At 60.4% G+C, this 20,752-nt stretch carries 21 protein-coding genes; 15 read left to right on the forward strand and 6 right to left on the reverse strand.

Annotated elements, in window-relative coordinates:
- Positions 1-2 precede the first annotated feature (2 nt).
- Positions 3-932: a LysR family transcriptional regulator gene (locus FHT86_RS18615; protein WP_133708303.1), complete on the reverse strand. Its 930-nt coding sequence runs from the start codon at positions 930-932 to the stop codon at positions 3-5.
- 133 nt (positions 933-1,065) lie between these two features.
- On the opposite strand from FHT86_RS18615, the gene FHT86_RS18620 reads away from it, so the two are divergent.
- Complete coding sequence (locus FHT86_RS18620; protein WP_133708304.1) at positions 1,066-1,914, forward strand: oxidoreductase; 849 nt, start codon at positions 1,066-1,068, stop codon at positions 1,912-1,914.
- A 28-nt stretch (positions 1,915-1,942) separates the two neighbouring features.
- Positions 1,943-2,824 carry an aldo/keto reductase gene (locus FHT86_RS18625; RefSeq protein WP_133708305.1) on the forward strand — a complete coding sequence of 294 codons (882 nt, stop codon included), beginning with the start codon at positions 1,943-1,945 and terminating at the stop codon, positions 2,822-2,824.
- A 52-nt stretch (positions 2,825-2,876) separates the two neighbouring features.
- Here FHT86_RS18625 and FHT86_RS18630 read toward each other — a convergent pair whose 3' ends face one another.
- Complete coding sequence (locus tag FHT86_RS18630) at positions 2,877-3,785, reverse strand: LysR family transcriptional regulator (protein ID WP_133708306.1); 909 nt, start codon at positions 3,783-3,785, stop codon at positions 2,877-2,879.
- A gap of 110 nt (positions 3,786-3,895) precedes the next feature.
- Between FHT86_RS18630 and FHT86_RS18635 the strand changes: the two genes are divergently transcribed.
- The 5 genes from FHT86_RS18635 (at position 3,896) to FHT86_RS18655 (ending at position 9,638) form a co-directional block, all read left to right on the forward strand.
- The gene (locus tag FHT86_RS18635; protein WP_133708307.1) at positions 3,896-4,729 is read left to right on the forward strand and encodes an SDR family oxidoreductase; all 834 of its coding nucleotides are present in this window, start codon (positions 3,896-3,898) and stop codon (positions 4,727-4,729) included.
- A gap of 449 nt (positions 4,730-5,178) precedes the next feature.
- The gene (locus tag FHT86_RS18640; protein ID WP_133708308.1) at positions 5,179-6,483 is read left to right on the forward strand and encodes an alpha/beta hydrolase; all 1,305 of its coding nucleotides are present in this window, start codon (positions 5,179-5,181) and stop codon (positions 6,481-6,483) included.
- 134 nt (positions 6,484-6,617) lie between these two features.
- Positions 6,618-7,865: an NAD(P)/FAD-dependent oxidoreductase gene (locus tag FHT86_RS18645; protein ID WP_133708309.1), complete on the forward strand. Its 1,248-nt coding sequence runs from the start codon at positions 6,618-6,620 to the stop codon at positions 7,863-7,865.
- A gap of 10 nt (positions 7,866-7,875) precedes the next feature.
- The gene (locus tag FHT86_RS18650) at positions 7,876-8,586 is read left to right on the forward strand and encodes an SDR family oxidoreductase (RefSeq protein WP_133708310.1); all 711 of its coding nucleotides are present in this window, start codon (positions 7,876-7,878) and stop codon (positions 8,584-8,586) included.
- Between the two features lie 14 nt (positions 8,587-8,600).
- Positions 8,601-9,638 carry a 4-hydroxyproline epimerase gene (locus FHT86_RS18655; RefSeq protein WP_133708311.1) on the forward strand — a complete coding sequence of 346 codons (1,038 nt, stop codon included), beginning with the start codon at positions 8,601-8,603 and terminating at the stop codon, positions 9,636-9,638.
- Positions 9,639-9,652: 14 nt separating this feature from the next.
- Here FHT86_RS18655 and FHT86_RS18660 read toward each other — a convergent pair whose 3' ends face one another.
- Together FHT86_RS18660 and FHT86_RS18665 are read right to left on the reverse strand one after the other, a co-directional pair.
- Complete coding sequence (locus tag FHT86_RS18660; RefSeq protein ID WP_133708312.1) at positions 9,653-10,099, reverse strand: RbsD/FucU family protein; 447 nt, start codon at positions 10,097-10,099, stop codon at positions 9,653-9,655.
- Positions 10,083-11,330 carry an ROK family transcriptional regulator gene (locus tag FHT86_RS18665; protein WP_133708313.1) on the reverse strand — a complete coding sequence of 416 codons (1,248 nt, stop codon included), beginning with the start codon at positions 11,328-11,330 and terminating at the stop codon, positions 10,083-10,085. Before FHT86_RS18665 ends, FHT86_RS18660 begins: the two co-directional genes overlap by 17 nt.
- Before the next feature lie 255 nt (positions 11,331-11,585).
- Between FHT86_RS18665 and FHT86_RS18670 the strand changes: the two genes are divergently transcribed.
- From FHT86_RS18670 to FHT86_RS18695, 6 genes are all read left to right on the forward strand, one after another.
- Positions 11,586-12,611: a sugar ABC transporter substrate-binding protein gene (locus tag FHT86_RS18670; RefSeq protein WP_133708314.1), complete on the forward strand. Its 1,026-nt coding sequence runs from the start codon at positions 11,586-11,588 to the stop codon at positions 12,609-12,611.
- 175 nt (positions 12,612-12,786) lie between these two features.
- A complete protein-coding gene (locus FHT86_RS18675) occupies positions 12,787-13,851 on the forward strand; it encodes an ABC transporter permease (RefSeq protein WP_133708315.1) in 1,065 nt (354 codons plus the stop codon).
- Entirely contained in the window at positions 13,827-14,636 is an 810-nt protein-coding gene (locus FHT86_RS18680; RefSeq protein ID WP_183868839.1) for an ATP-binding cassette domain-containing protein, read from the forward strand. The genes FHT86_RS18675 and FHT86_RS18680 overlap by 25 nt, the downstream gene beginning before the upstream one ends.
- A complete protein-coding gene (locus FHT86_RS18685; protein WP_133708316.1) occupies positions 14,633-15,265 on the forward strand; it encodes a nucleoside triphosphate hydrolase in 633 nt (210 codons plus the stop codon). Before FHT86_RS18680 ends, FHT86_RS18685 begins: the two co-directional genes overlap by 4 nt.
- 97 nt (positions 15,266-15,362) lie before the next feature.
- On the forward strand, positions 15,363-16,403 hold the full coding sequence (gene pyrC / locus FHT86_RS18690) for a dihydroorotase (RefSeq protein ID WP_133708317.1): 1,041 nt from the start codon (positions 15,363-15,365) through the stop codon (positions 16,401-16,403).
- Positions 16,404-16,601: 198 nt separating this feature from the next.
- Entirely contained in the window at positions 16,602-17,780 is a 1,179-nt protein-coding gene (locus FHT86_RS18695) for a GGDEF domain-containing protein (RefSeq protein WP_133708318.1), read from the forward strand.
- A gap of 9 nt (positions 17,781-17,789) precedes the next feature.
- On the opposite strand, the gene FHT86_RS18700 is transcribed toward FHT86_RS18695, so the two are convergent.
- Positions 17,790-18,269 carry a DUF1772 domain-containing protein gene (locus tag FHT86_RS18700; protein ID WP_183868841.1) on the reverse strand — a complete coding sequence of 160 codons (480 nt, stop codon included), beginning with the start codon at positions 18,267-18,269 and terminating at the stop codon, positions 17,790-17,792.
- Entirely contained in the window at positions 18,266-19,096 is an 831-nt protein-coding gene (locus FHT86_RS18705) for an NmrA family NAD(P)-binding protein (RefSeq protein WP_133708319.1), read from the reverse strand. Before FHT86_RS18705 ends, FHT86_RS18700 begins: the two co-directional genes overlap by 4 nt.
- 100 nt (positions 19,097-19,196) lie before the next feature.
- Between FHT86_RS18705 and FHT86_RS18710 the strand changes: the two genes are divergently transcribed.
- Positions 19,197-19,877, forward strand: coding sequence for a TetR family transcriptional regulator (locus tag FHT86_RS18710; protein ID WP_133708320.1), 681 nt, complete (start codon positions 19,197-19,199; stop codon positions 19,875-19,877).
- 104 nt (positions 19,878-19,981) lie between these two features.
- Positions 19,982-20,683 carry an orotate phosphoribosyltransferase gene (locus tag FHT86_RS18715; RefSeq protein WP_133708321.1) on the forward strand — a complete coding sequence of 234 codons (702 nt, stop codon included), beginning with the start codon at positions 19,982-19,984 and terminating at the stop codon, positions 20,681-20,683.
- The last annotated feature ends 69 nt before the right edge of the window (positions 20,684-20,752 follow it).

Below are 20,752 nucleotides of genomic sequence, written 5' to 3' on the forward strand. Positions count from 1 at the left end.
TTTCAAGTCAAAGCGCCGGCCGTTTGCGGCGGTTCGACCTGCCGCCGTTGGCGCAGGAAGTCGATCAAAGCCCTAAGCTTCGCCGGCACTCGGCGGCGATCGGCGTAATACAGCGTCAGGCCGGCGAGTGCCGGGCTCCAATCGGAGAGGATGCGCACCAAGCGCCCGTCGTCGAGAAAGCGGTCGATATAGCCATTGATCATATAGGCGATGCCGATCCCGTCGAGTGCCGCTTGCGTCAGCGCGGCGGAATCGTTGAGGATCAGCCGGCCGTTGACGGCAAGTTCGATCTTCTCGCCGTCCTTCTCGAATTCCCAGCGCTCGACCTGACCACTGGAGGAATGGCGGAAGCCGATACAATTATGGTTGAGCAGATCGTGCGGATGTTTTGGCATGCCGTAGCGCCCGAGATAGCTTGGTGCGACAATGATATGCGCCGATATCGCCGGCCCGATCTTCACCGCCACCATGTCGCGTTGCACCAGATCGCCGAAGCGGATGCCGGCATCGAACCCTTGGCCGACGATATCGATCAACGAGCCCTCGATGCGCACCTCGAGCTCGATTTCCGGATAGGCATCGAGGAAATCGCGCAAGATCGGTTGAAGCGCGATCATGTAGCCGGCGCGCGCCACGTTGATGCGCAGCAGCCCGGCCGGCCTGTCGACCGACTCGCCGAGTTCCTGGGCGGCCGCCGTCAGATCGTGCACGGCGGGCACGACACGTTCGAGGTAACGCAGGCCCGCCTCGGTCAGGCTGACGCTGCGGGTAGTGCGGTTGAAGAGCGCAAGCCGCATCCGGCCTTCGAGCTTGCTGATCGACTGGCTGACCGCCGAAGGTGACACGCCGAGCCGCACGGCGGCCGCCGAGAAACTCTTTTCCTCCGCGACGATGACGAAAGTCACCAGCCCGTCCAACATGTCCTGACGCATGCACGCTCTCCGAACGACTCTCTATTTTGTCAGAGATTAATCAGTTTCACTAAAAAGGTCATCTTCGATTGATGAGATTATCGAAAATGTCGCCTTGGCCTATCTTGATCTCATTCAACAGGGAGACATCGTTATGTCCGATGCAAAATCCGATCCCAAGACTTTCTTCATCACCGGCGTTTCCACCGGATTCGGCCGAGCGCTTGCCGAGGCCGCCCTTGCCGACGGCCAAAAGGTTGTCGGGACGCTGCGCAAGGAAGCCGATCGCGCCGAGTTCGAAGCGCTGAAACCGGGCTTTGCCTTCGGCAAGCTGCTCGACGTCACCGACACCGCCGCCATCGCGCCGGTCATCGCCGAGGTCGAGAACGGGATCGGCGCCATCGACGTTCTTGTCAACAATGCCGGCTATGGTCACGAGGGGCTGGTCGAGGAATCGACGATCGACGAGCTGCGCCGTCAGTTCGAGGTCAATGTCTTCGGCCCCGTTGCAGTCATTCAGGCCGTGCTGCCCTATATGCGCAAACGCCGCGCCGGCCATATCCTCAACATCACCTCGATGGGAGGCCTGATCACGCTTCCTGGCATTTCCTTCTATCATGGCAGCAAGTTCGCACTGGAGGGGATTTCCGAAAGCCTCGGGAAAGAGGTCAAGAGCTTCGGCATCCATGTGACCGCCATCGAGCCGGGTGGCTTCCGCACCGATTGGGCCGGCCGTTCGATGGTGCGTGCCGAGCGCTCGATCCCCGATTATGACGAAATCTTCGAGCCGCTGCGCCAGCGCCGCCTTGAACGCAGCGGCAAGCAGCCCGGCGACCCGAAGAAGGCGGCACAAGTTATGTTGCAGCTCATTGCATCCGAAAACCCTCCGACCCATCTTCTGTTAGGCCGCGACGCCATCAGTCTCGTTCGCGAAAAGCTCGGCCTGCTCAAGAGCGAGTTTGACGCTTGGGAACAAGTCTCGGCCTCTACGGATTTCGATTAACGCCAACCAGACTATAGGGACGAAAACCATGTCAGATTTCAACGCAGCCAAGTCCGGTCAATTCAAGATCGGCGGGGATCTCACAGTCAATCGCCTCGGCTTCGGCGCCATGCGCATCACCGGCTCCGGCATCTGGGGCGAGCCGGAGGATCACGACGAATCCGTCCGCACCCTCAAGCGCTTGCCGGAGCTCGGCATCGATTTCATCGATACTGCAGATTCCTACGGTCCCGATGTTTCCGAACGTCTGATCAAGGAAGCGCTGCACCCCTATGGCAATAAAATTGTCATCGCCACCAAGGCGGGTCTGACCCGCACCGGCCCCAACGTGTGGGTTCCTGTGGGCCGTCCGGAATATCTGATCCAGCAGGCGCATAAGAGCCTGCGCAATCTCGGTGTCGAACAGATCGATCTCTGGCAGCTTCACCGTATCGACCCCAAGGTGCCGGCAGCCGAACAGTTCGATGCCGTCAAGTCGCTGCTCGACGCCAAGATCATCCGCCATGCAGGCCTCAGCGAAGTGTCGGTTGCCGACATCGAGGCCGCTTCGAAGCATTTCAAGGTGGCGACGGTGCAGAACCGCTACAATCTCGTCGACCGCACCAGCGAAGACGTGCTCGATTATTGCGCAAAGCACAATATCGGCTTCATCCCCTGGTTCCCGCTCGCTGCCGGCGACCTCGCCAAGGAGGGTTCGCTGCTCGACATCATCGCGAAGAAGCATGGGGCTGCTCCGAGCCAGATCGCGCTCGCCTGGGTCCTGAAGCGCAGCCCGGTCATGCTGCCGATCCCCGGCACCGGCAAGGTCAAGCATCTCGAAGAGAACACGGCGGCGGTGAACATCACGCTGTCCGATGAAGAGTTCTCCGCACTGGATGCCGAAGGCAAGAAGGCATTTGCGGCTGCTTGATGGCTGCTTTGAATAGATGAATGAATGGCGGCCGCTATGAAGCGGCCGCCTTTTACGTTTTGGTCATCTCGCGAATCAGGCTCACGAACGCCTTCAGCCCGGCCGGCACATGCCGATGTCTCGGATAATAGAGGCAAACTCCGGGAAAGGGCGGTGTCCAGTCTCCCAGCAGGTGAACGAGCCTGCCATCTGCGAGACCCGGCGCAGCGGTGCGTTCGGTCATGTAGCCGATGCCCGCCCCACCGAGCACAGCTTCCAGCATCAGCTCGGCGCTCTGCAGCGTCATCGGCCCTTGAACATCCAGGCGCATTTCCTGGCCATGGCGTTCGAATTCCCAGCGATAGACCGTTCCGCTCGGCAGGCGCAGGCGGATGCAGTCATGCGCCAGCAGGTCTTGTGGCGTCTCCGGTCGCCCGCGTCTCTCGATATAGGAAGGGGCGGCCGTGACGATCAGGCGCTCTTCGGCTTTCAGCACCACCGCGACCATATCCTGCGGCACGGCATCCAGAACGCGAATACCCGCGTCGCAACCATCCGCTACGATATCAATCATTCTGCCTTCGGTGACGATATCGACATGCACATCGGGATAGCGCCGGTGAAACTGCAATATGAAGGGCATCAACAGCCCGCGCGCAGCACCTTCCGAGGTATTGATGCGAAATGTTCCAGTCGGTGTGGCGCGGAACTGATTGACGGCCTCCATCGCCTCGGAAATCTCGCGCAAAGCCGGATTGATCCTGCTCAGGAATTCTTCGCCCGCCTCCGTCAATGAGACGCTACGGGTAGTCCGGTTGAAAAGCTTGACACCCATGCGCGTTTCCAGCGTTGCGATCGCATGGCTGAGCGCGGACGCCGACATGCCGAGCTCGCGGGCGGCGATACGAAAATTCCTCGCGGCGGCCACCGCAGCGACCGCATTGAGCTCGACAAGCCCGGCCTTCTGCGCCGCTTTTCTCATTGTACGATTTCTCTCATCTCTCCATGCAAAAATATGCCGATTATTCGAATAGTTCCAGCCCACTATCTCTTGTCCGCAAAGCGAATCCTCAGCTTATAAAGGGCAAGACAATGACTAAAACCATTCTCATCACCGGCGCTTCGTCGGGCATCGGCAAGGCATCGGCCAAACTCTTCCATGAAAAAGGCTGGAACGTCGTCGCCACCATGCGTTCGCCAGACGAGGAAACAGAGTTGACCACGCTCGGCAATATACTGGTCGTCAGGCTCGATGTTTCCGATCATGACAGCATCGCGGCTGCACTCGCCGCTGGCATCGACCGCTTTGGCAGGATCGATGCGCTGGTCAACAATGCCGGCCATGGTCAATACGGCGTCTTCGAAGCCGTGCCGCCGGAAAAGATCAAGCAGCAGTTCGACGTCAATGTCTTTGGCGTCATGGATGTCACTCGCGCCATCCTGCCGCATTTCCGCGCCAACAAATCGGGCATGATCGTCAATGTCAGCTCCGGTGCCGGCCTGTTCACCCTGCCGATGATCTCGCTATATTGCGCCAGCAAATTTGCGTTGGAAGGCTTCACCGAAGCGCTCTCCTATGAACTGCTGGACCTGAATATCGGCGTCAAACTGGTGATCCCGCATGGCGGGGTCAGCGCGACGAGCTTCAACGAGCGCTCTGCTCAGGATGCTGCTGTTGCGGAAGCCCCTGCCGACTACGCGCCTTTCATGGCCAATGCAGCAAAGGCTTTCGCGGGAATGAGCGCCACTCGTACGATGTCCTCGGCCGATGTCGCCGCCGTCATCTACGAATCAGTGACCGACAACAGCAGTCGCCTACGCTATCTCATCGGCGATGATGCCCGCGGATTCGTCAGGGCGCGTCGTGAAATGACGGATCACGATTATGTGAATTTCATGCGTTCGCATTTTACGGCTGTAAAATAGGCGTCGAAATGCTGGAAATGCAGGTGATATGCGGGATTTCCGGTCTATGCAGATAAAAGCTTTGCGTCTGATGCATTGCTGCATTGCGAAAGCCGGTCTGTTAATGCCTGTCTCGCAGTTATATCTACTCCCTCGAAGGCAGCGCACCTCCTCCTCCCAGCGCTCCTTCATAGATTGGCAACACTCCTCCTCCTCCCAGTTGCCAATCCGGATCAAGAGCCCGATGCACCCTCCTCCCGCATCGGGCTCTTTTTATTTCTCCTATCTCCCCAGAGCTCTTGTCGGCTATCAACTGTGTCGTTGATTCCAACTCACCGTTGCACCTTTGCCTCGCTGCCATGAATTAGCGCTACATCACGTTGCGAAGCTGGCGAACGTTGCTTGCACCATAACCTTCCATGCGTATGTTGACGACGACATTGAAGCTGCGATGAAGAGGGTTGGCGCGGATGCAGCGCATGGAAGTTGCTGGCCAACGGGGGAAGGCCTTCTTCCGAGCCATTGCTGTTATCGCAGCGCTATCCTTGACGGCCTGCGGCGGCCGTCCGATCGGTGTCATGCAGCCGGTCGCCGAAAATGTTCCGGGCACCTCCAAGGTCGATCTGCTGGTCGCGACAACCCGTCTGCCGGACAAGGACCCGGCGATCCTCTTTTCCGGAGAGCGCGGTCCTGGTTTGAAGGTGGATGCCGTCAGCGTGTCGATTCCGCCAGAGGCCAATCGCAAGGTCGGTCAGGTTCAGTGGCCGAGCCGGTTGCCTGGCGATCCCTTAAAGAATTTCGTCACGACATCCGTCCAGCCGTCGATGGGCCCCGCCGACAATCAAGCATGGCTGCGCACACATCTGCCGAAAAACAAGCGTGTGCTGATCTTCGTGCATGGGTTTAACAATCGCTATGAGGATTCGGTCTATCGCTTTGCGCAGATTGTCCACGATTCCCATGCCGACGTCGCGCCGGTCGTTTTCACCTGGCCGTCGCGCGCCAGCGTCTTCGACTATGCGTACGACAAGGAAAGCGCCAACTATTCACGCGATGCGCTGGAAGAGCTGCTGCGCCGCGCCGCCTCGAATCCCTCTGTCGGCGATATCACCGTCATGGCTCACTCCATGGGCACCTGGCTCGCTGTCGAAGCTTTGAGGCAGATGGCGATCCGCGACGGCCGTGTCGCGCCGAAGATCAAGAACGTCATCCTCGCGTCTCCCGACCTCGACGTCGATGTCTTCGGCCAGCAGTTCGCAGCGCTCGGCAAGGACAAGCCGCATTTCACCCTGTTCGTCTCACGCGACGACCGGGCGCTGTCGCTGTCGCGCCGCATTTCCGGCAATGTCGATCGACTTGGCCAGATCGATCCGACCGCCGAGCCCTATCGCAGCGAGTTGGAAAAGCAGGGTATCACCGTGCTCGATCTCACCAAGCTTAAGACCGGCGACCGACTGAACCACGGCAAATTCGCCGAGAGCCCGGAAGTGGTCAAGCTGATTGGCGACCGCCTGATCGAGGGCCAGACGATCACCGATTCCGATGTCGGCATCGGCGAAGCAGTCGGCGCAGTCGCCATCGGTGCGGCGCAGACGGTCGGCAACGCGGCGAGTGTCGCCGTCAGTGCGCCGATCGCCATCTTCGATCCGCGCACGCGCCAGAATTACGGGGAGCAGCTCCGCCGTCTCGGCGCATCCGCCGGCAATACCGTCGGCTCCGTTGGCGATAGCGCTGAGACGACCGGCAGCAGCGTCGGGGCTGCGGTCGGCCAGTAGATCGTTGCTGAGAGCTCCGCAAAAAAGATCGTAGCCAGTCAAATCGATCTGATATATCACAGAGTCGGTCTGTCGGACCGGGCCGTTCCAGGAGTGGTCCGCGGCGGTACGGTGCTCTGCGGGTGGGTTTGAGGATGGACGAAAGTAAGCGGACGGTCATCGTTGTCGGCGCCGGTATTATTGGCGCGGCGATCGCCTTCGAATTGCAGCGGCGCGGACGACAGGTGACGTTGGTGGACAAAGGCGAGCCGGGTGAGGGCGCCTCCTTCGGCAATATGGCGAGCATCGCACTCGATTTCGCCGCCAATTCCGGCCCGTCCACCTGGCGCAGGATTCCAGGCTGGCTGCTGGACCCGGAAGGCCCAGTTTGGCTGAGGCCTTCCTATGCGCCGAAAATGCTGCCCTGGTTCCTGCGTTTCATCGCCGCCGGCCGGCCCTCTCGGCTGCGAGAGATCGAAAATGCCGGCATGAGCCTTTCCCGCCATGCACTCGGCGATTTCAGGACGATGCTCGACGCCATCGGCGCGCCCGACCTGATGACGGAGGAGGGTTGCCTTGCCATTTACGAGACCGAATCCGAGTTTACCGGCGACCGCGCCCATATCGACCTGATGCAGCGCTATGGTTTCGAGCACAAGGTTCTCTCCGGCGCGGAAATCCGCGACTACGAGCCGGCGCTGTCGCCGAAAATTGCCAAGGCGGTTCTGCTGCCGGACAACAAGTCGATCCGCAGCCCCTATCAGCTTGTCCTCAAGCTGGTGGACGCCGCAAAGGCTCTCGGCGCTACCTTTGCCTCCGGCGCGGTCCGGACCGTAGAGCGTCAGGCAAATGGCGACATGGCCGTGGTTTTCGAAGACGGAAGGCGGCTGGAGGCCAATGATGTCGTGCTCGCGGCCGGCGTCCGCACGCGCTTCATCGCCTCCGCGCTTGGCGAGCCGATCCCGCTTGAGACCGAGCGCGGCTATCACACGCAGATCATGAAACCCGGCATTACCATGCGCTATTCGATCATCTGGCCGCATCGCGCCTTCATGATGACCCCAACGGCCGGCGGCATTCGCGTCGGCGGCAATGTCGAATTGGCCGGCCTCGATGCGCCCCCGGACTTCCGCCGCCCGCGCATCCTCGTCCGTCACGCGCAGCGGGCGCTTCCCGGTCTGCAGGTGGAAGACGCCAAGGACTGGATGGGCCACCGCCCGGCGCTGCCCGACACGATCCCGATCATCTCGCCGTCCTCACGTGTTCCCGGCGTCTGGTACGCGACTGGCCACGGCCATCTGGGGCTGACTTTTTCCGCGACGACAGCAAGGTTGATGGTCGATATGATGAGCGGCGTCACGCCCGAAGTCGACATGACCCCGTTCCGCATTAATCGCTATTAGGAGGAAACAGATGTCAGAAACCGTAAAGCCCGTTGCGCTGATCACCGGCGGAGGCCGCGGCATGGGCGAAGCGATCGCTCGCGAACTCTCGGCCAATGGCTATCGTCTGGCGCTGATGTCGCCCTCCGAAAGTTGCGAAAAGCTGGCCTCTGAACTCGGCGGTGTCGCTTCCCGCGGTGTCGCCGAAAAGGCGGAGGATATCCAGGCGATCTTCGACCTGACGATGAAGAGCTACGGCCGCATTGACGCCGTGGTCAACCATACAGGCCATCCGCCGAAGGGTGATCTGCTCGACATCTCGGACGAGAGCTGGACGCTCGGATCCGACATGATGATCCTGTCGCTGGTGCGCATGGCAAGGCTGGTGACACCGGTCATGCTGAAGCAGGGCAAGGGCGCTTTCGTCAATATCACGACCTTTGCGGCCTACGAGCCGTCCCTAATTTTCCCGGTCTCCTGCACCTACCGCGCCGCGGCCGGCGCATTCACAAAGCTCTATTCGGATCGTTATGCTGCCGACAATATCCGCATGAACTGCATCCTGCCTGGCTATATCGACAGCCTGAACCATAAACCGGAAACCGCCGACAAGGTGCCGATGAAGCGTATCGGCCTGGTGAGCGAGATCGCCAAGACCGCGGCGTTCCTGCTCTCCGACGGCGCCGGCTATATCACCGGCCAGAATATCCGCGTCGACGGCGGCATCACCCGTCACGTCTGATTGGAGTTATCGACATGAGATGGAAGCGCACGATCCAGCTGCTGGACGTTCATTGCGAAGGTGAAATCGGCAAGGTCGCGATCGGCGGCGTCCCGAAAATCCCCGGCAATACAATCGCCGAGCAGCTGCACTGGCTCAACACCGATCCGAAAGGCGAAGAGCTGCGCCGCTTCCTGGTGCTGGAACCGCGCGGCGCGCCGATCGGCTCCGTCAACCTGCTGCTCCCAGCCAAACATCCCGATGCCGATGCCGGCTTCATCATCCTGCAGCCGGATCAGGCGCATGCGAGCTCCGGTTCCAATTCCATCTGCGTGACGACGGCTCTGCTCGAATCCGGCATCGTCGAGATGAAGGAGCCGGAAACGGTGGTCACGCTCGACACCGCCGCCGGCCTGGTGCGGGCGACCGCTACCTGCCGCGACGGCCGCTGCGAGAAGGTCCGGCTCACCATGGTTCCGTCCTTCGTGCATGAACTGGATGTGCAGATCGACACGCCGCATTGGGGCAAGATCAAGCTCGATCTCTGCTATGGCGGCATTTTCTACGCCCTGGTCGATGTCGGCCAGATCAACCTGACGATCGAAAAGGCCAACGCCGCTTCGCTCGTCCAGGCCGGCATGATCCTGAAGGACCTGATCAATCGCACCATTCCTGTGGTCCATCCGGAAATCCCGGCAATCTCCGGTGTCGCCTATGTGATGTTCCGGGATGTCGATGCCGATGGCGCCATCCGTACCTGCACGACGATGTGGCCCGGTCGCGTCGACCGTTCGCCCTGCGGCACCGGCAATTCCGCCAATCTGGCTACGCTGCATGCCCGCGGCAAAGCCAAGGTCGGTGATGTCTTCAAGTCCCGCTCGATCATCGGCTCTGAATTCGAGGTCGGCCTGCAGGCGGTGACGGAAGTTGCCGGCAAACCCGCGATCATCCCCACCATCACCGGCCGCGGCTTCACCTTCGGCCTGTCGCAAGTGGCGCTCGATCCCTTTGATCCGATGGGGAATGGTTTTGCCCTGACGGATGTCTGGGGACCATCGGCCGGGGATATCTGAGATTCTTGCTCCGACTAGGCGCGAACGCGGCTATCCGGATAAATCACGCCCTTGCGCAAAATGATGTTGCCATAGAGCCGCCGCTCGCTGGTTTGGACGAGCGCGTGGGCCTTTTTGACGCGCTCATAAAATTCGGCTGGGAGCAGCGGCACGACCTTTATGTCGGGCACATGCCGCGCACAAACTTCGCTCATCTCCCGATGCACCGGATCGATGGCGTCGCGGTCCTGCTTCACGGTCGCGCGAAAAATCGCTTGTGGCACGAAATCGTCGATTGGCAAGACGCTGAGTACGGCATCGAGCACCGCTACGACGCCGTGGCCGTCGAGGCGGATGAGGCGGCGGGCATGTTCGAGACCCGGATAATTGCCGTCGACGAGGGCGATTTCATCGCCGTGGCCCATGGCGCGCAATGTCGCCAGCAGCTCGGGGCTCAGCAGCGGGTCAATGCCCTTCAGCATGGTCTATCTCCTTGAAGAGGATGTTCTGGTCGATTAGGTAGCGCGCGAAGATCGGCAGGCTGGCGCCGCCAATGGCGCGTGCCTGCGGGCCTACCGCGCCTTCGATGATCTCGGGCATGACGACGCCCTGGAGGTCGAGCTCCGAGGCCGCCTTGACGGTGGCGCGCACGACACGCTCGCGCACCCAGCCTGGAAAGCCGCCGTCGATGATGGCGGCGCTGAAATCGATGATCGAGGCAGCGGCAACGATCGCCTGCGCCAGCGCCTTGGCCGTATCCTGGATCCAGATTTCGAGTGGCGCACCGAAATCGATCCAGTTGTCAGCGGAATACCAGAGGGGGCGAGGATCGAAGCCTGCCTCCCGCAAGTAATTTTCCAAAACATAGATCGAGGCGATGTCGAGCAACTGCCGCGTCTCGCCATTGCGCCCGCGCACGGGCAGGGGGCCGAGCGCTCCTGCCGTTCCGGTCCGTCCGACGAAGATCGAGGAGTTCAGCACAATGCCGCCGCCGAGGAAGGAGCCGATGAAAAGATAGACGAAATCCGGGTAGCGCGGGCCGACGCCGAAGACGAGTTCGGCCCCGCAGGCGCTGGTGGCGTCATTCTGAAGATAGACGAGATAAGGCACGCGGGCAGCAACTTCCGCCTGCAGGTCGAAGCCACGCCAGGCCTCCATCGCCCCTTCAGGCGCACCGACTTCCTCTGCCCAGTTCCAGAGTTCGAAAGGAGCGGCTATGCCCACCCCGGCAAGCCGGCGCCGCTCTTCACCGCTGAGGTGCTTTTCAAGTTCTTGAATGCCTGATGTGACGAAGGACATGATGTCCTGCGGCAGCGGGTAAGGATAAATTTGATGGAGCTGCATCCGTATGCGCCCTACGAAATCCATCAGCACGAGATCGGCACTTCGCCGGCCGATTTTGACGCCGAAGGAGAGCACCGCATCCGGGTTGAGCCGCATCGGAATGGAAGGCTGCCCCACGCGCCCGCGCACGGGCTCGCCGCGCGACAACAGCCCGTCTTTCTCCAGCGCCCGCATGATGACCGAGACCGTCTGTGCCGACAGCCCGCTGCGTCGGGCGATCTCCGCTTTCGACAGCGCGCCGTGACGGCGCACGAGCGACAGCACCAGCCGTTCATTATGCGCGCGGACGCGGATCTGATTCGCGCCGCCGCTGGGGTCGAGAATCAAGGGTGATGTTGGCGTATCCGCCGGGTCTTGCAGGGGAGACATTGGCCCGCTCCTTCCATCATGGCCATGCCCTATTTTCCAGCAAAATGCCACATCCGATTAATAATTCAATCCGATTTATTTATTGACAGGACGAAATCTTTAGGATCAGATGTGCGCGTTGGAGGACGTGCGCATGGCCTTGGAGGCGGCCCATTCGGTAGAAATCTAAGCAGACATGGCGCGTCTTAAATCCGGACTCAGTGCGAGCCGGGGCAGCCGGGAAGTTCCGGTCTATTCAAATTTTGGGAGGATTGAATGAAGAAATCTGTTGTTTCCGCAGCACTCGCCGCTCTGGCGATCGGCGTCGTCTTTGCCGCGCCGGCCAAGGCTGCCGACGTTTCCGCCTGCCTGATTACCAAAACGGACACGAACCCCTTCTTCGTCAAGATGAAGGAAGGTGCTACCGCTAAGGCCAAGGAACTCGGCGTGACGCTGAAGTCCTATGCCGGCAAGATCGATGGCGACAGCGAAAGCCAGGTCGCTGCGGTCGAGAGCTGCATCGCCGAGGGCGCCAAGGGTATTCTGATCGCTGCCTCCGATACCAAGGGCATCGTTCCGACGATCAAGAAGGCGCGTGACGCGGGCCTCCTGGTCATCGCGCTCGACACGCCGCTGGATCCGGCTGACGCCGCCGACGCGACCTTCGCCACCGACAATCTTCTCGCCGGCAAGCTGATCGGCGAATGGGCCAACAAGACGCTCGGCGACAAGGCCAAGGATGCCAAGATCGGCTTCCTCGATCTGACGCCGTCGCAGCCGACCGTTGACGTTCTGCGCGACCAGGGCTTCATGATCGGCTTCGGCATCGACCCGAAGGACCCGAACAAGATCGGCGACGAGAATGATCCGCGCATCGTTGGCCATGACGTTACCAACGGAAACGAGGAAGGCGGCCGCAAGGCGATGGAAAACCTTCTGCAGAAGGACTCCAGCATCAACGTCATCCACACGATCAACGAGCCGGCCGCTATCGGCGCCTATCAGGCACTGAAGGCTGTCGGACTGGAAAAGCAGGTCCTGATCGTCTCGGTTGACGGTGGCTGCCCGGGCGTTAAATCCGTTAAGGAAGGCGTGATCGGCGCCACGTCGCAGCAATATCCGCTGATGATGGCCGCTCTCGGCGTCGAAGCGATCAAGAAGTTCGCCGACACCGGCGAAAAGCCGAAGCCGACTGAAGGCAAGTCCTTCTTCGACACCGGCGTCTCGCTGGTGACGGACAAGCCGGTTTCCGGCCTGAAGTCGATCGACACCAAGGAAGGCACGGCGAAGTGCTGGGGTTAAGCCCCATCCTGGGTTTGGCATGATCTCATTTCGAAAACCGCTTCACACGTTTTGCTGATGCGGTTCTTCAGCACGGATCATGCAGTCGCGACATCAATGCCGGCCGGGCTTGAGCCCCGGCCGGTTTCAACCCCGGCGGTTTCCGCGTAGTTCGGCGCGGGTGCGGAGGAAAACAATGACCGGAGCACAGGAATTCGAGCGTGTTCTCGACAGCAGCGACAAGAGCGTCGCCTCGTTCGAGCACCAGGATGTCACTCTTCTCAAACGCATACAGCATTTCTTGCATTCGACGCCGGCCGCGGTGCCGTTGATCGTATTGGTGATGGCCATCATCATCTTCGGCATTGCCATTGGCGGACGCTTCTTCTCAGCCTACACGCTGACGCTCGTCCTGCAGCAGATCGCCATCGTCGGCATTCTCGGTGCGGCGCAGACGCTGGTCATCCTGACCGCCGGCATCGATCTGTCGATCGGCGTGATCATGGTCATTTCCGCTGTCATCATGGGTAATTGCGCCATAATCTATGGCATGCCGACGCCCATCGCCATTATTGCCGGCATGATCGCAGGTGGTGCATGTGGGCTGCTCAATGGTTTTCTTGTCGCCAACATGAAGCTACCGCCGTTCATTGTGACGCTCGGCACTTGGAACATCGTCATGGCGACGAATTTCATCTACTCCGCCAATGAAACCATCCGCGACACCGATGTCGATGAACAGGCGCCGCTCTTGCATTTCTTCGCCATCAGCTTCCGGCTTGGCGGCGCGGTGCTGACTCTTGGCGTCATTGCCATGGTGCTGCTGGTGGTGGGTCTATGGTATGTTCTCAATCACACGGCGTGGGGCCGGCATGTCTATGCTGTCGGCGATGATCCGGAAGCGGCAAAATTGTCTGGTATCCAGACCAAGAAAGTGCTGCTCGCCGTCTACGGTGTTTCGGGGCTGATCGCGGCATTTGCCGCATGGGTCTCGATCGGCCGCAATGGCTCGATCTCACCCTCTTCAGCCGTGACGGATTTCAATCTTCAGGCGATTACCGCGACCGTGATCGGCGGCATCTCGCTCTTCGGCGGCCGTGGCTCGATCCTTGGTACGCTGTTCGGCGCGATGATCGTCGGCGTGGTGTCCATGGGCCTCAACATGCTCGGAGCCGATCCGCAGTGGAAGGTTCTTCTGACGGGCGTGCTGATCATCGGCGCCGTCGCGATCGATCAATGGATCAGAAAGGTATCGGCATGACCACGACTGGCGAACCCCTTCTCACCGCGCGCGGCCTCGTCAAGCGTTATGGTCGCGTGACCGCCCTCGACAATGCCGATTTTGATCTTTATCCCGGCGAAATCCTCGCCGTCATCGGCGACAACGGTGCCGGCAAATCCTCGCTGATCAAGGCGATTTCGGGCGCGACTACGCCTGATGAAGGCGAGATCAAGCTGGAGGGGAAACCAGTCCACTTCAGGTCACCGATGGAGGCTCGCGAGGCCGGCATCGAAACGGTCTATCAGAACCTGGCACTGTCGCCGGCGCTCTCGATCGCGGACAATATGTTCCTCGGCCGCGAGATCCGGAAACCCGGCATCCTCGGCTCTTGGTTCCGCATGCTCGATCGGCCGGCGATGGAAAAGCGCGCCCGCGACAAGCTCACCGAACTCGGCCTGATGACGATCCAGAACATCAACCAGGCGGTGGAAACGCTCTCCGGTGGCCAGCGGCAGGGCGTGGCGGTGGCGCGAGCCGCCGCCTTCGGTTCCAAAGTGGTCATCATGGATGAACCGACGGCAGCCCTTGGTGTCAAGGAAAGCCGCAAGGTGCTGGAACTTATCCTCGACGTGCGCGCCCGAGGCTTGCCGATCGTGTTGATCTCGCACAATATGCCGCATGTCTTCGAGGTGGCGGACCGCATTCATATCCATCGCCTCGGGCGTCGCCTGACCGTGATCAATCCCAAGGAATATTCCATGTCCGATGCCGTTGCCTTCATGACCGGCGCCAAGGCGCCGCCGGTGGAGAATGTCGCTGCATGAGTCCGGTGCTTGAGGGAGTTGCCGACGAGATCATCGCGCGCGCCGGCAATGCGAAACGGTTCCTGATTGCGATAGCCGGCCCACCCGGCGCCGGCAAATCGACGCTGGCGGACAACATGGCCGAGGCGCTGAAAGCCAAGGGCGAAAGCGCTGAGGTCCTGCCGATGGACGGCTTCCACATGGACAACGCTGTGCTGATCGAAAAAGGCCTGCTGAAGCGCAAGGGCGTACCCGAAAGCTTCGACGTCCGTGCCTTCCTCGATATCGTGAGAGCGGTGAGTGCGGCCGATCAGGAGGTGCTGGTGCCGGTCTTCGATCGTTCGCGAGAGATCGCCATCGCGTCGGCTCGCATCGTCTCGCCCGATCATCGCTTCATTATCGTGGAGGGCAACTACCTGCTCTTCAATCAGGGCAAATGGGCGGAATTGGAGGGCATGTTCGACTATTCGATCATGCTGGCGCCGCCGATGGAGGTCCTGGAGCAGCGACTCTGGGAGCGTTGGAGGGGCTATAACCTCGATGACGAGGCGGCCGGCGCCAAGGTCTACGGCAACGATCTGCCGAACGGCCGGCTGATCCTCGAAAACCGTCGCACGGCCGATTTCACGATCGATATCGTGCAGGGTTAAATCTCGCTGTCATTTACACGTCCTCGCCGATTGTTTTGCGGTATCGGATGGTGCTATCGAAGCGCGACAACCTGAGACCATCCAGAGGTTCGCGCCCATGCAAAAGTTCACCATCCGCCGCCCTGACGATTGGCATCTGCATCTGCGCGACGGCGCCATGCTGGAAGGCGTGATCGGCGACACCTCCCGGCATTTCGCCCGCGCCATCATCATGCCAAACCTGGTGCCGCCCGTTGTCACCACCGCGGATGCAGCCGCCTATCGCGAACGCATCCTGAAGGCATTGCCCTCAGGCGACCGTTTCCAGCCGCTGATGACGCTTTATCTCACCGAGCATACCAGTCCCGACGATGTCGAGGAGGGCAAGAGAAGCGGTCTCATCACTGCCGTCAAACTCTATCCCGCCGGTGCGACGACCAATTCCCACGGCGGCGTACGGAACATGGACAAGGCGATGCCGGTGCTGGAGCGCATGGCCAAGATCGGCCTGCCGCTCTGCGTGCATGGCGAGGTGACGACGCCGGACGTGGATATTTTCGACCGCGAGGCCGTTTTCATTGAAACCGTGCTTGATCCGCTGCGTCAGCGCCTGCCCGAACTGAAAGTCACCATGGAGCATGTGACGACATCGGACGGCATCGACTACATCAAGTCGGCAAAGGCCAATCTCGCCGGCTCGATTACAACGCATCATCTGATCATCAACCGCAACGCCATCCTCGTCGGCGGTATCCGGCCTCACTATTACTGCCTGCCGGTCGCCAAGCGGGAGAGCCACCGTCTGGCGCTCCGCGCAGCCGCCACGAGCGGCGATCCAAGGGTTTTCCTCGGCACCGATTCCGCCCCACATGTCGATCCGCTGAAGGAATGTGCCTGCGGCTGCGCCGGCATCTACACGTCGGTCAACACCATGAGCTGCCTGGCGCACGTCTTCGAACAGGAAGGCGCGCTGGACAAACTCGAGGCCTTCGTCTCGCTGAACGGTCCGGCCTGGTACGGGCTTGCGGCGAATGAGGACCGGATTACACTGGTCCGTCGCCCGGAATCGGTGGCCTTTCCCGACAAGATCGAAACCGGGGCAGGCTCTGTTACGGTGTTCGATCCGATGTTCCCCTTGCATTGGGACGTCGAGAGCTGAGCCAAATAGCTTTGGACACCAATAAATGCATTTCTATTTAACTGGTGTTTTTATTTGAAAACTCTGAAAGTAGAGACGGCGGCATATTTCATTGAAATACATGATCTTTATCGGATGCTGTAACCAATTTGATACCCCTTGAAGGGTAGCGTGATGCTGATCCCCAACGGTGCGGAATGAAACCGTCGAAGGAAGAGCATGCAGCTTGACTATAATTCTCTTCTGCTGGCCTTGGGCGTTTCCGCATCCTGTCTTGCGGTGACACTGGTCGGAAGTTGGTTTTCCCGTCGGCCGGAGACATTCCTGCTGACCTGTTCTGCTGGCCTTGCCCCCATTGTTGCAGGCATTTTCAGCTATGGCGCTTATGTCGACAAGCCGCGGCTGACACTCGCCATCCTGACCTTCGTCCTGTTTTTCATCGGCTTTTCGACCATTTGGGCGGCGGGATATCAGTTCCGCATGCGCCGTTTTTCTATGGCCCGTGTCCTGCTGGGAAGCTTGACCGGCATTGCCGCTTCCGTGCCGGCCATGCTCGCCGGTTATGACGGCCTCGCTTTCATGGGCGACAATATCGTCATCACGGTGCTGCTCGTGCTGACCGCACGCGAATATTGGCTGAGCCGTCAGGAGGCGCCCACACCGCTCTATGGCATTACTGCGCTTTATGCTTTGACGGCCATTTCCTTTGCGCTCTGCGCGGGAGTCCTGATCTGGGACGGCAAGCTCGTGCTCGGCCACGCACCGGACAATTGGGCCGAGGATGTCAGCCTTGCCATCTGTATTGCCGGTATGACCGGCATCGGCGCCCTGTCTCTGGCGCTGCATCAATGGCGTCAGGCGGCGCATCACCGTCTGGAGGCCATCACCGATCCGTTGACCGGATTGCTTAACCGTCGCGCTCTGTTCGATCTCTACGGACAACGCTCTTTTGGGCCGTTGATGGCGGTGATCGTCTTCGACATCGACCGCTTCAAGTCCGTCAACGATCAACACGGCCATGCCACCGGTGACCTCGTGCTGAAGCTTTTTGCCCAGGAATTGTCCACCGGGCTGCGAGCCTACGACACAGTGGCTCGTCTTGGCGGCGAGGAATTCGCGCTTGTCCTCGACAATGCTCTACCGGGCCGGGCGGAGCAGATCGCCGAGCGGGTGCGCGCCGCTTTTGCTGCCCGCGAGGTCACTGTGGACGGTAAACCCTTCGCCTGCACGGTCAGCGCCGGCATCGCGCTCGGTACCGCCGAGGGCGTCGGTTTCGACAGCGTCCTCAGCGCTGCCGACAAGGCGCTTTATGCCGCCAAGCGCAACGGCCGCAACCGTGTCGAAGTCGCGGTCTATCTGCACGCCGTCTCGCCGGACGTTTCCCGCACGGCATCCTGATCGCGCCAACTAAAATAGAGCCCGAACGAAGGCGCAGGAGGCCAGCAGTGACGCCACCGTGCGCAAATGGTTCCATCTTGTCCAATCGTTGAGATAGGTGGTCCATAGCTGGGCTGCCTCCGCTGAGCGGCCATCGACCTTATCCAAGGCGTCGTTCAAAGGGACGTTGAAGACGATTGTCGAAAGGAAGGTGGTGACGATATAAAGCGTCGCGCCGGCAATCATCAGGATGCTGACGCCGCCCCGCCAATACACGATGGCCATCACCGCGATGAACACCGACAGCGCGACGGTCAGAAGAAACACCGCCATGAACGGTGAGCGCAGGATCGCCGTGTTGATCGATTGCATGGCGGCGATGCCCTGATCGGCGGGAAGCCTGGCGAAGGCCTGCATGATGAACGTCGAGAAGGCGAAAAAGATGCCGGCGATGAGACCGCTGCCGAGTGCTGCAGCGATGAGGGCGATATTTGTGATCGGGTAGATCATGGTTGGATACTCCAGATGCCGGCAGCGGCGGCTTCGTGGGCATAGTCGGAAAAATCCCTGGGTGGCCTGCCGAGCACCTGCCGGACGCCATCCATGACGCTCGAATTGCGACCGTCCAGAACCTGCGAAAAAAGCTCATGCAGGAGATCGGTCGTCTCTCGCGGCAGCCCCGCCGCAGTCAGCTCGGTGATGAACGCATCCACCGGGACCGTTTCATACTCTATGGCGCGGCCGGAAGCTGCCGCGATCTCGGAAACCGCATCGCGAAACGACAGGGAGCGGGGTCCGGTCAACTCATAGGTTTGGTTGCGATGGCGAGGATTCGTAAGAGCCTCGACGGCCACGTCGGCAAGATCGTCGGCATCGACGAAGGGTTCCGGCACATCGCCGACCGGCAATGCCAGCTTTCCCTGGCGAAGCCCGTCCACAAAGGCGCCCTCGCTGAAATTCTGGTTGAACCAACTGGCGCGGAGCACGGTGTAGTCCACGCCCACCGCCTTGAGTTCGTTCTCGCTGAGGACGGCTCCGTCCTCGCCACGGCCGGAGAGCAAGACAATGTGCCCGACACCCGCTTCAACTGCCGTGTTCGCGAAGGCTGAGATGGCTTCGGCCGCCCAGGCGACGGCAAGATCCGGCTGGAAGGTGACATAGGCGGCGGAGGAACCCTTCAGCGCTGCGTGCCAAGTGCCGCGGTCCTGCCAATCGAAGCTAGGTGTCGTCGAGCGCGAGGCAGCGCGGACATTGATGCCGCGATCTTTCAGGTGTTTGGCGACACGGCCGCCGGTTTTCCCCAATCCGCCGATGATGGCGATCGTCGAGATCTGCATGTCAAGTTCCCCCCGGTTTAAAATGTGATAAATTCTCTCATTTGCGAAATGTGATAAACTCTCTTATATCGTTTGTCAAGAATGGCGAGCGAGTGGAGACATGGTGCAGGAACCGATTGTGAAACGCAGGCGCAGCAAGGAGGAGGCGGGGACGCCGCGCCGAATCCCGAGCCAGCAGCGCGGCCGCGAGCGCGTCGAGCGGATATTGTCCGTCGCGATGGAGCTGATTGAAAAAAACGGCAGCGACGCGCTGCGCATGGGCGAGATCGTCGAAAAGGCCGGCGTATCCTTCGGTTCGCTCTATCAATATTTCCCAGATAAGACCGCGATCATTCGCGTCCTGGCCGAACGCTTCAACGAACAAGGGCGGCAATGCGTGGAAAGCGAACTGGCTCTCGTGAAAAGCACCGCTGATCTCCCCGGCGCGCTCGGCAGCATCGTCGATGGTTATTACGCGATGTTCCGTGATGAGCCGGTGATGCGGGATATCTGGCATGCGACGCAGGCGGACAAGCTTCTCCAGGAGATCGATGCCGACGATATGGAATGGCACTCCCAGGCGTTTCTGGCTGTTCTCCATGGTCTGTGGCCGGAGCGCGATTCCGAAGAACTGGTACGGATCGCACGATTGACCATGCAACTGGTCGCCGCCGCTGTTCGCTACGCGATTTCGATTGAGAAAGATGAGGGCGACAGGGCGATTGCCCTGTTCAAGGCAATGCTGCCCGCCGATATCGGCGCTGTTTCAGAGAGGCTGTCGATGCCGCAATCGATGAAATAGCAGCATTGAAAAACGGGCGCTTACAAATCCCTCCATCCGGCTGGAAACCTCGGCCACTTGCTGCTATTGCCGCAGGAATGTCCTAAGAGCGAAGGAGGCTCCGCATGACCACCCAGATGACATTTTCCGATCGCGCCGTGATGGCCGAACTGGTGGCGAAGATGCTTTGGGAGATCAAGGCGGTGCATTTCAGCGCCGACAAGCCCTACAAATTCGCCTCCGGCATGGCGAGCCCGGTGTATATCGATTGCCGCAAGCTGATTTCCTACCCGCGCATCCGCTCGACGGTGATGGATTTCGCCGCCAGCATCGTCATGCGCGATGCCGGTTTCGAGCAGTTCGATTGCATCGCCGGTGGCGAGACGGCGGGCATCCCCTTCGCGGCCTTCCTCGCCGAGCGCCTCGATCTGCCGATGATCTATGTCCGCAAGCAACCGAAGGGCCACGGCCGCAATGCGCAGATCGAGGGCCATATGCCGGATGGCGCCCGCGTGTTGGTCATCGAGGATCTGACGACGGCGGGCGGCAGCATGTTCACCTTCATCGACGCCATCCGTGCCGCCGGCGGCATCGTCGACCACGGCATCGCGCTATTTTACTACGGCATCTTCCCGGAAGCCGAGGAGCGGTTTGCCAACGGCAAGGTTCGGCTGCACCATATCGCCACCTGGCGCGACGTGCTCGCCGTCGCCAAGGCGCAAAAGCTGTTCGACGATAAGACGCTTGAGGAAGTCGAAGCTTTCCTTAACGCGCCGCTCGCCTGGTCAGGCTGGAACGGCGGCATTTCGGAACTACCGAAAAAGTGACGCTTTGCTTTTCTCGCGAATTTATCTAATCGATTGCTAAGTTTGGAAATGAGAGATGCTCTCTCTGGG

Origin of the sequence: Rhizobium sp. BK313 (assembly GCF_014193655.1) — a bacterium.
In the GTDB taxonomy this organism is placed as follows: Bacteria; Pseudomonadota; Alphaproteobacteria; order Rhizobiales; family Rhizobiaceae; genus Rhizobium.

Bases quoted from the DNA above. Each gene is read 5' to 3' on its own strand.
- FHT86_RS18615 (WP_133708303.1), bottom strand. From the start codon at position 932: ATGCGTCAGGACATGTTGGACGGGCTGGTGACTTTCGTCATCGTCGCG.
- FHT86_RS18620 (WP_133708304.1), top strand. From the start codon at position 1,066: ATGTCCGATGCAAAATCCGATCCCAAGACTTTCTTCATCACCGGCGTT.
- FHT86_RS18625 (WP_133708305.1), top strand. From the start codon at position 1,943: ATGTCAGATTTCAACGCAGCCAAGTCCGGTCAATTCAAGATCGGCGGG.
- FHT86_RS18630 (WP_133708306.1), bottom strand. From the start codon at position 3,785: ATGAGAAAAGCGGCGCAGAAGGCCGGGCTTGTCGAGCTCAATGCGGTC.
- FHT86_RS18635 (WP_133708307.1), top strand. From the start codon at position 3,896: ATGACTAAAACCATTCTCATCACCGGCGCTTCGTCGGGCATCGGCAAG.
- FHT86_RS18640 (WP_133708308.1), top strand. From the start codon at position 5,179: ATGCAGCGCATGGAAGTTGCTGGCCAACGGGGGAAGGCCTTCTTCCGA.
- FHT86_RS18645 (WP_133708309.1), top strand. From the start codon at position 6,618: ATGGACGAAAGTAAGCGGACGGTCATCGTTGTCGGCGCCGGTATTATT.
- FHT86_RS18650 (WP_133708310.1), top strand. From the start codon at position 7,876: ATGTCAGAAACCGTAAAGCCCGTTGCGCTGATCACCGGCGGAGGCCGC.
- FHT86_RS18655 (WP_133708311.1), top strand. From the start codon at position 8,601: ATGAGATGGAAGCGCACGATCCAGCTGCTGGACGTTCATTGCGAAGGT.
- FHT86_RS18660 (WP_133708312.1), bottom strand. From the start codon at position 10,099: ATGCTGAAGGGCATTGACCCGCTGCTGAGCCCCGAGCTGCTGGCGACA.
- FHT86_RS18665 (WP_133708313.1), bottom strand. From the start codon at position 11,330: ATGTCTCCCCTGCAAGACCCGGCGGATACGCCAACATCACCCTTGATT.
- FHT86_RS18670 (WP_133708314.1), top strand. From the start codon at position 11,586: ATGAAGAAATCTGTTGTTTCCGCAGCACTCGCCGCTCTGGCGATCGGC.
- FHT86_RS18675 (WP_133708315.1), top strand. From the start codon at position 12,787: ATGACCGGAGCACAGGAATTCGAGCGTGTTCTCGACAGCAGCGACAAG.
- FHT86_RS18680 (WP_183868839.1), top strand. From the start codon at position 13,827: ATGGATCAGAAAGGTATCGGCATGACCACGACTGGCGAACCCCTTCTC.
- FHT86_RS18685 (WP_133708316.1), top strand. From the start codon at position 14,633: ATGAGTCCGGTGCTTGAGGGAGTTGCCGACGAGATCATCGCGCGCGCC.
- pyrC (WP_133708317.1), top strand. From the start codon at position 15,363: ATGCAAAAGTTCACCATCCGCCGCCCTGACGATTGGCATCTGCATCTG.
- FHT86_RS18695 (WP_133708318.1), top strand. From the start codon at position 16,602: ATGCAGCTTGACTATAATTCTCTTCTGCTGGCCTTGGGCGTTTCCGCA.
- FHT86_RS18700 (WP_183868841.1), bottom strand. From the start codon at position 18,269: ATGATCTACCCGATCACAAATATCGCCCTCATCGCTGCAGCACTCGGC.
- FHT86_RS18705 (WP_133708319.1), bottom strand. From the start codon at position 19,096: ATGCAGATCTCGACGATCGCCATCATCGGCGGATTGGGGAAAACCGGC.
- FHT86_RS18710 (WP_133708320.1), top strand. From the start codon at position 19,197: ATGGTGCAGGAACCGATTGTGAAACGCAGGCGCAGCAAGGAGGAGGCG.
- FHT86_RS18715 (WP_133708321.1), top strand. From the start codon at position 19,982: ATGACCACCCAGATGACATTTTCCGATCGCGCCGTGATGGCCGAACTG.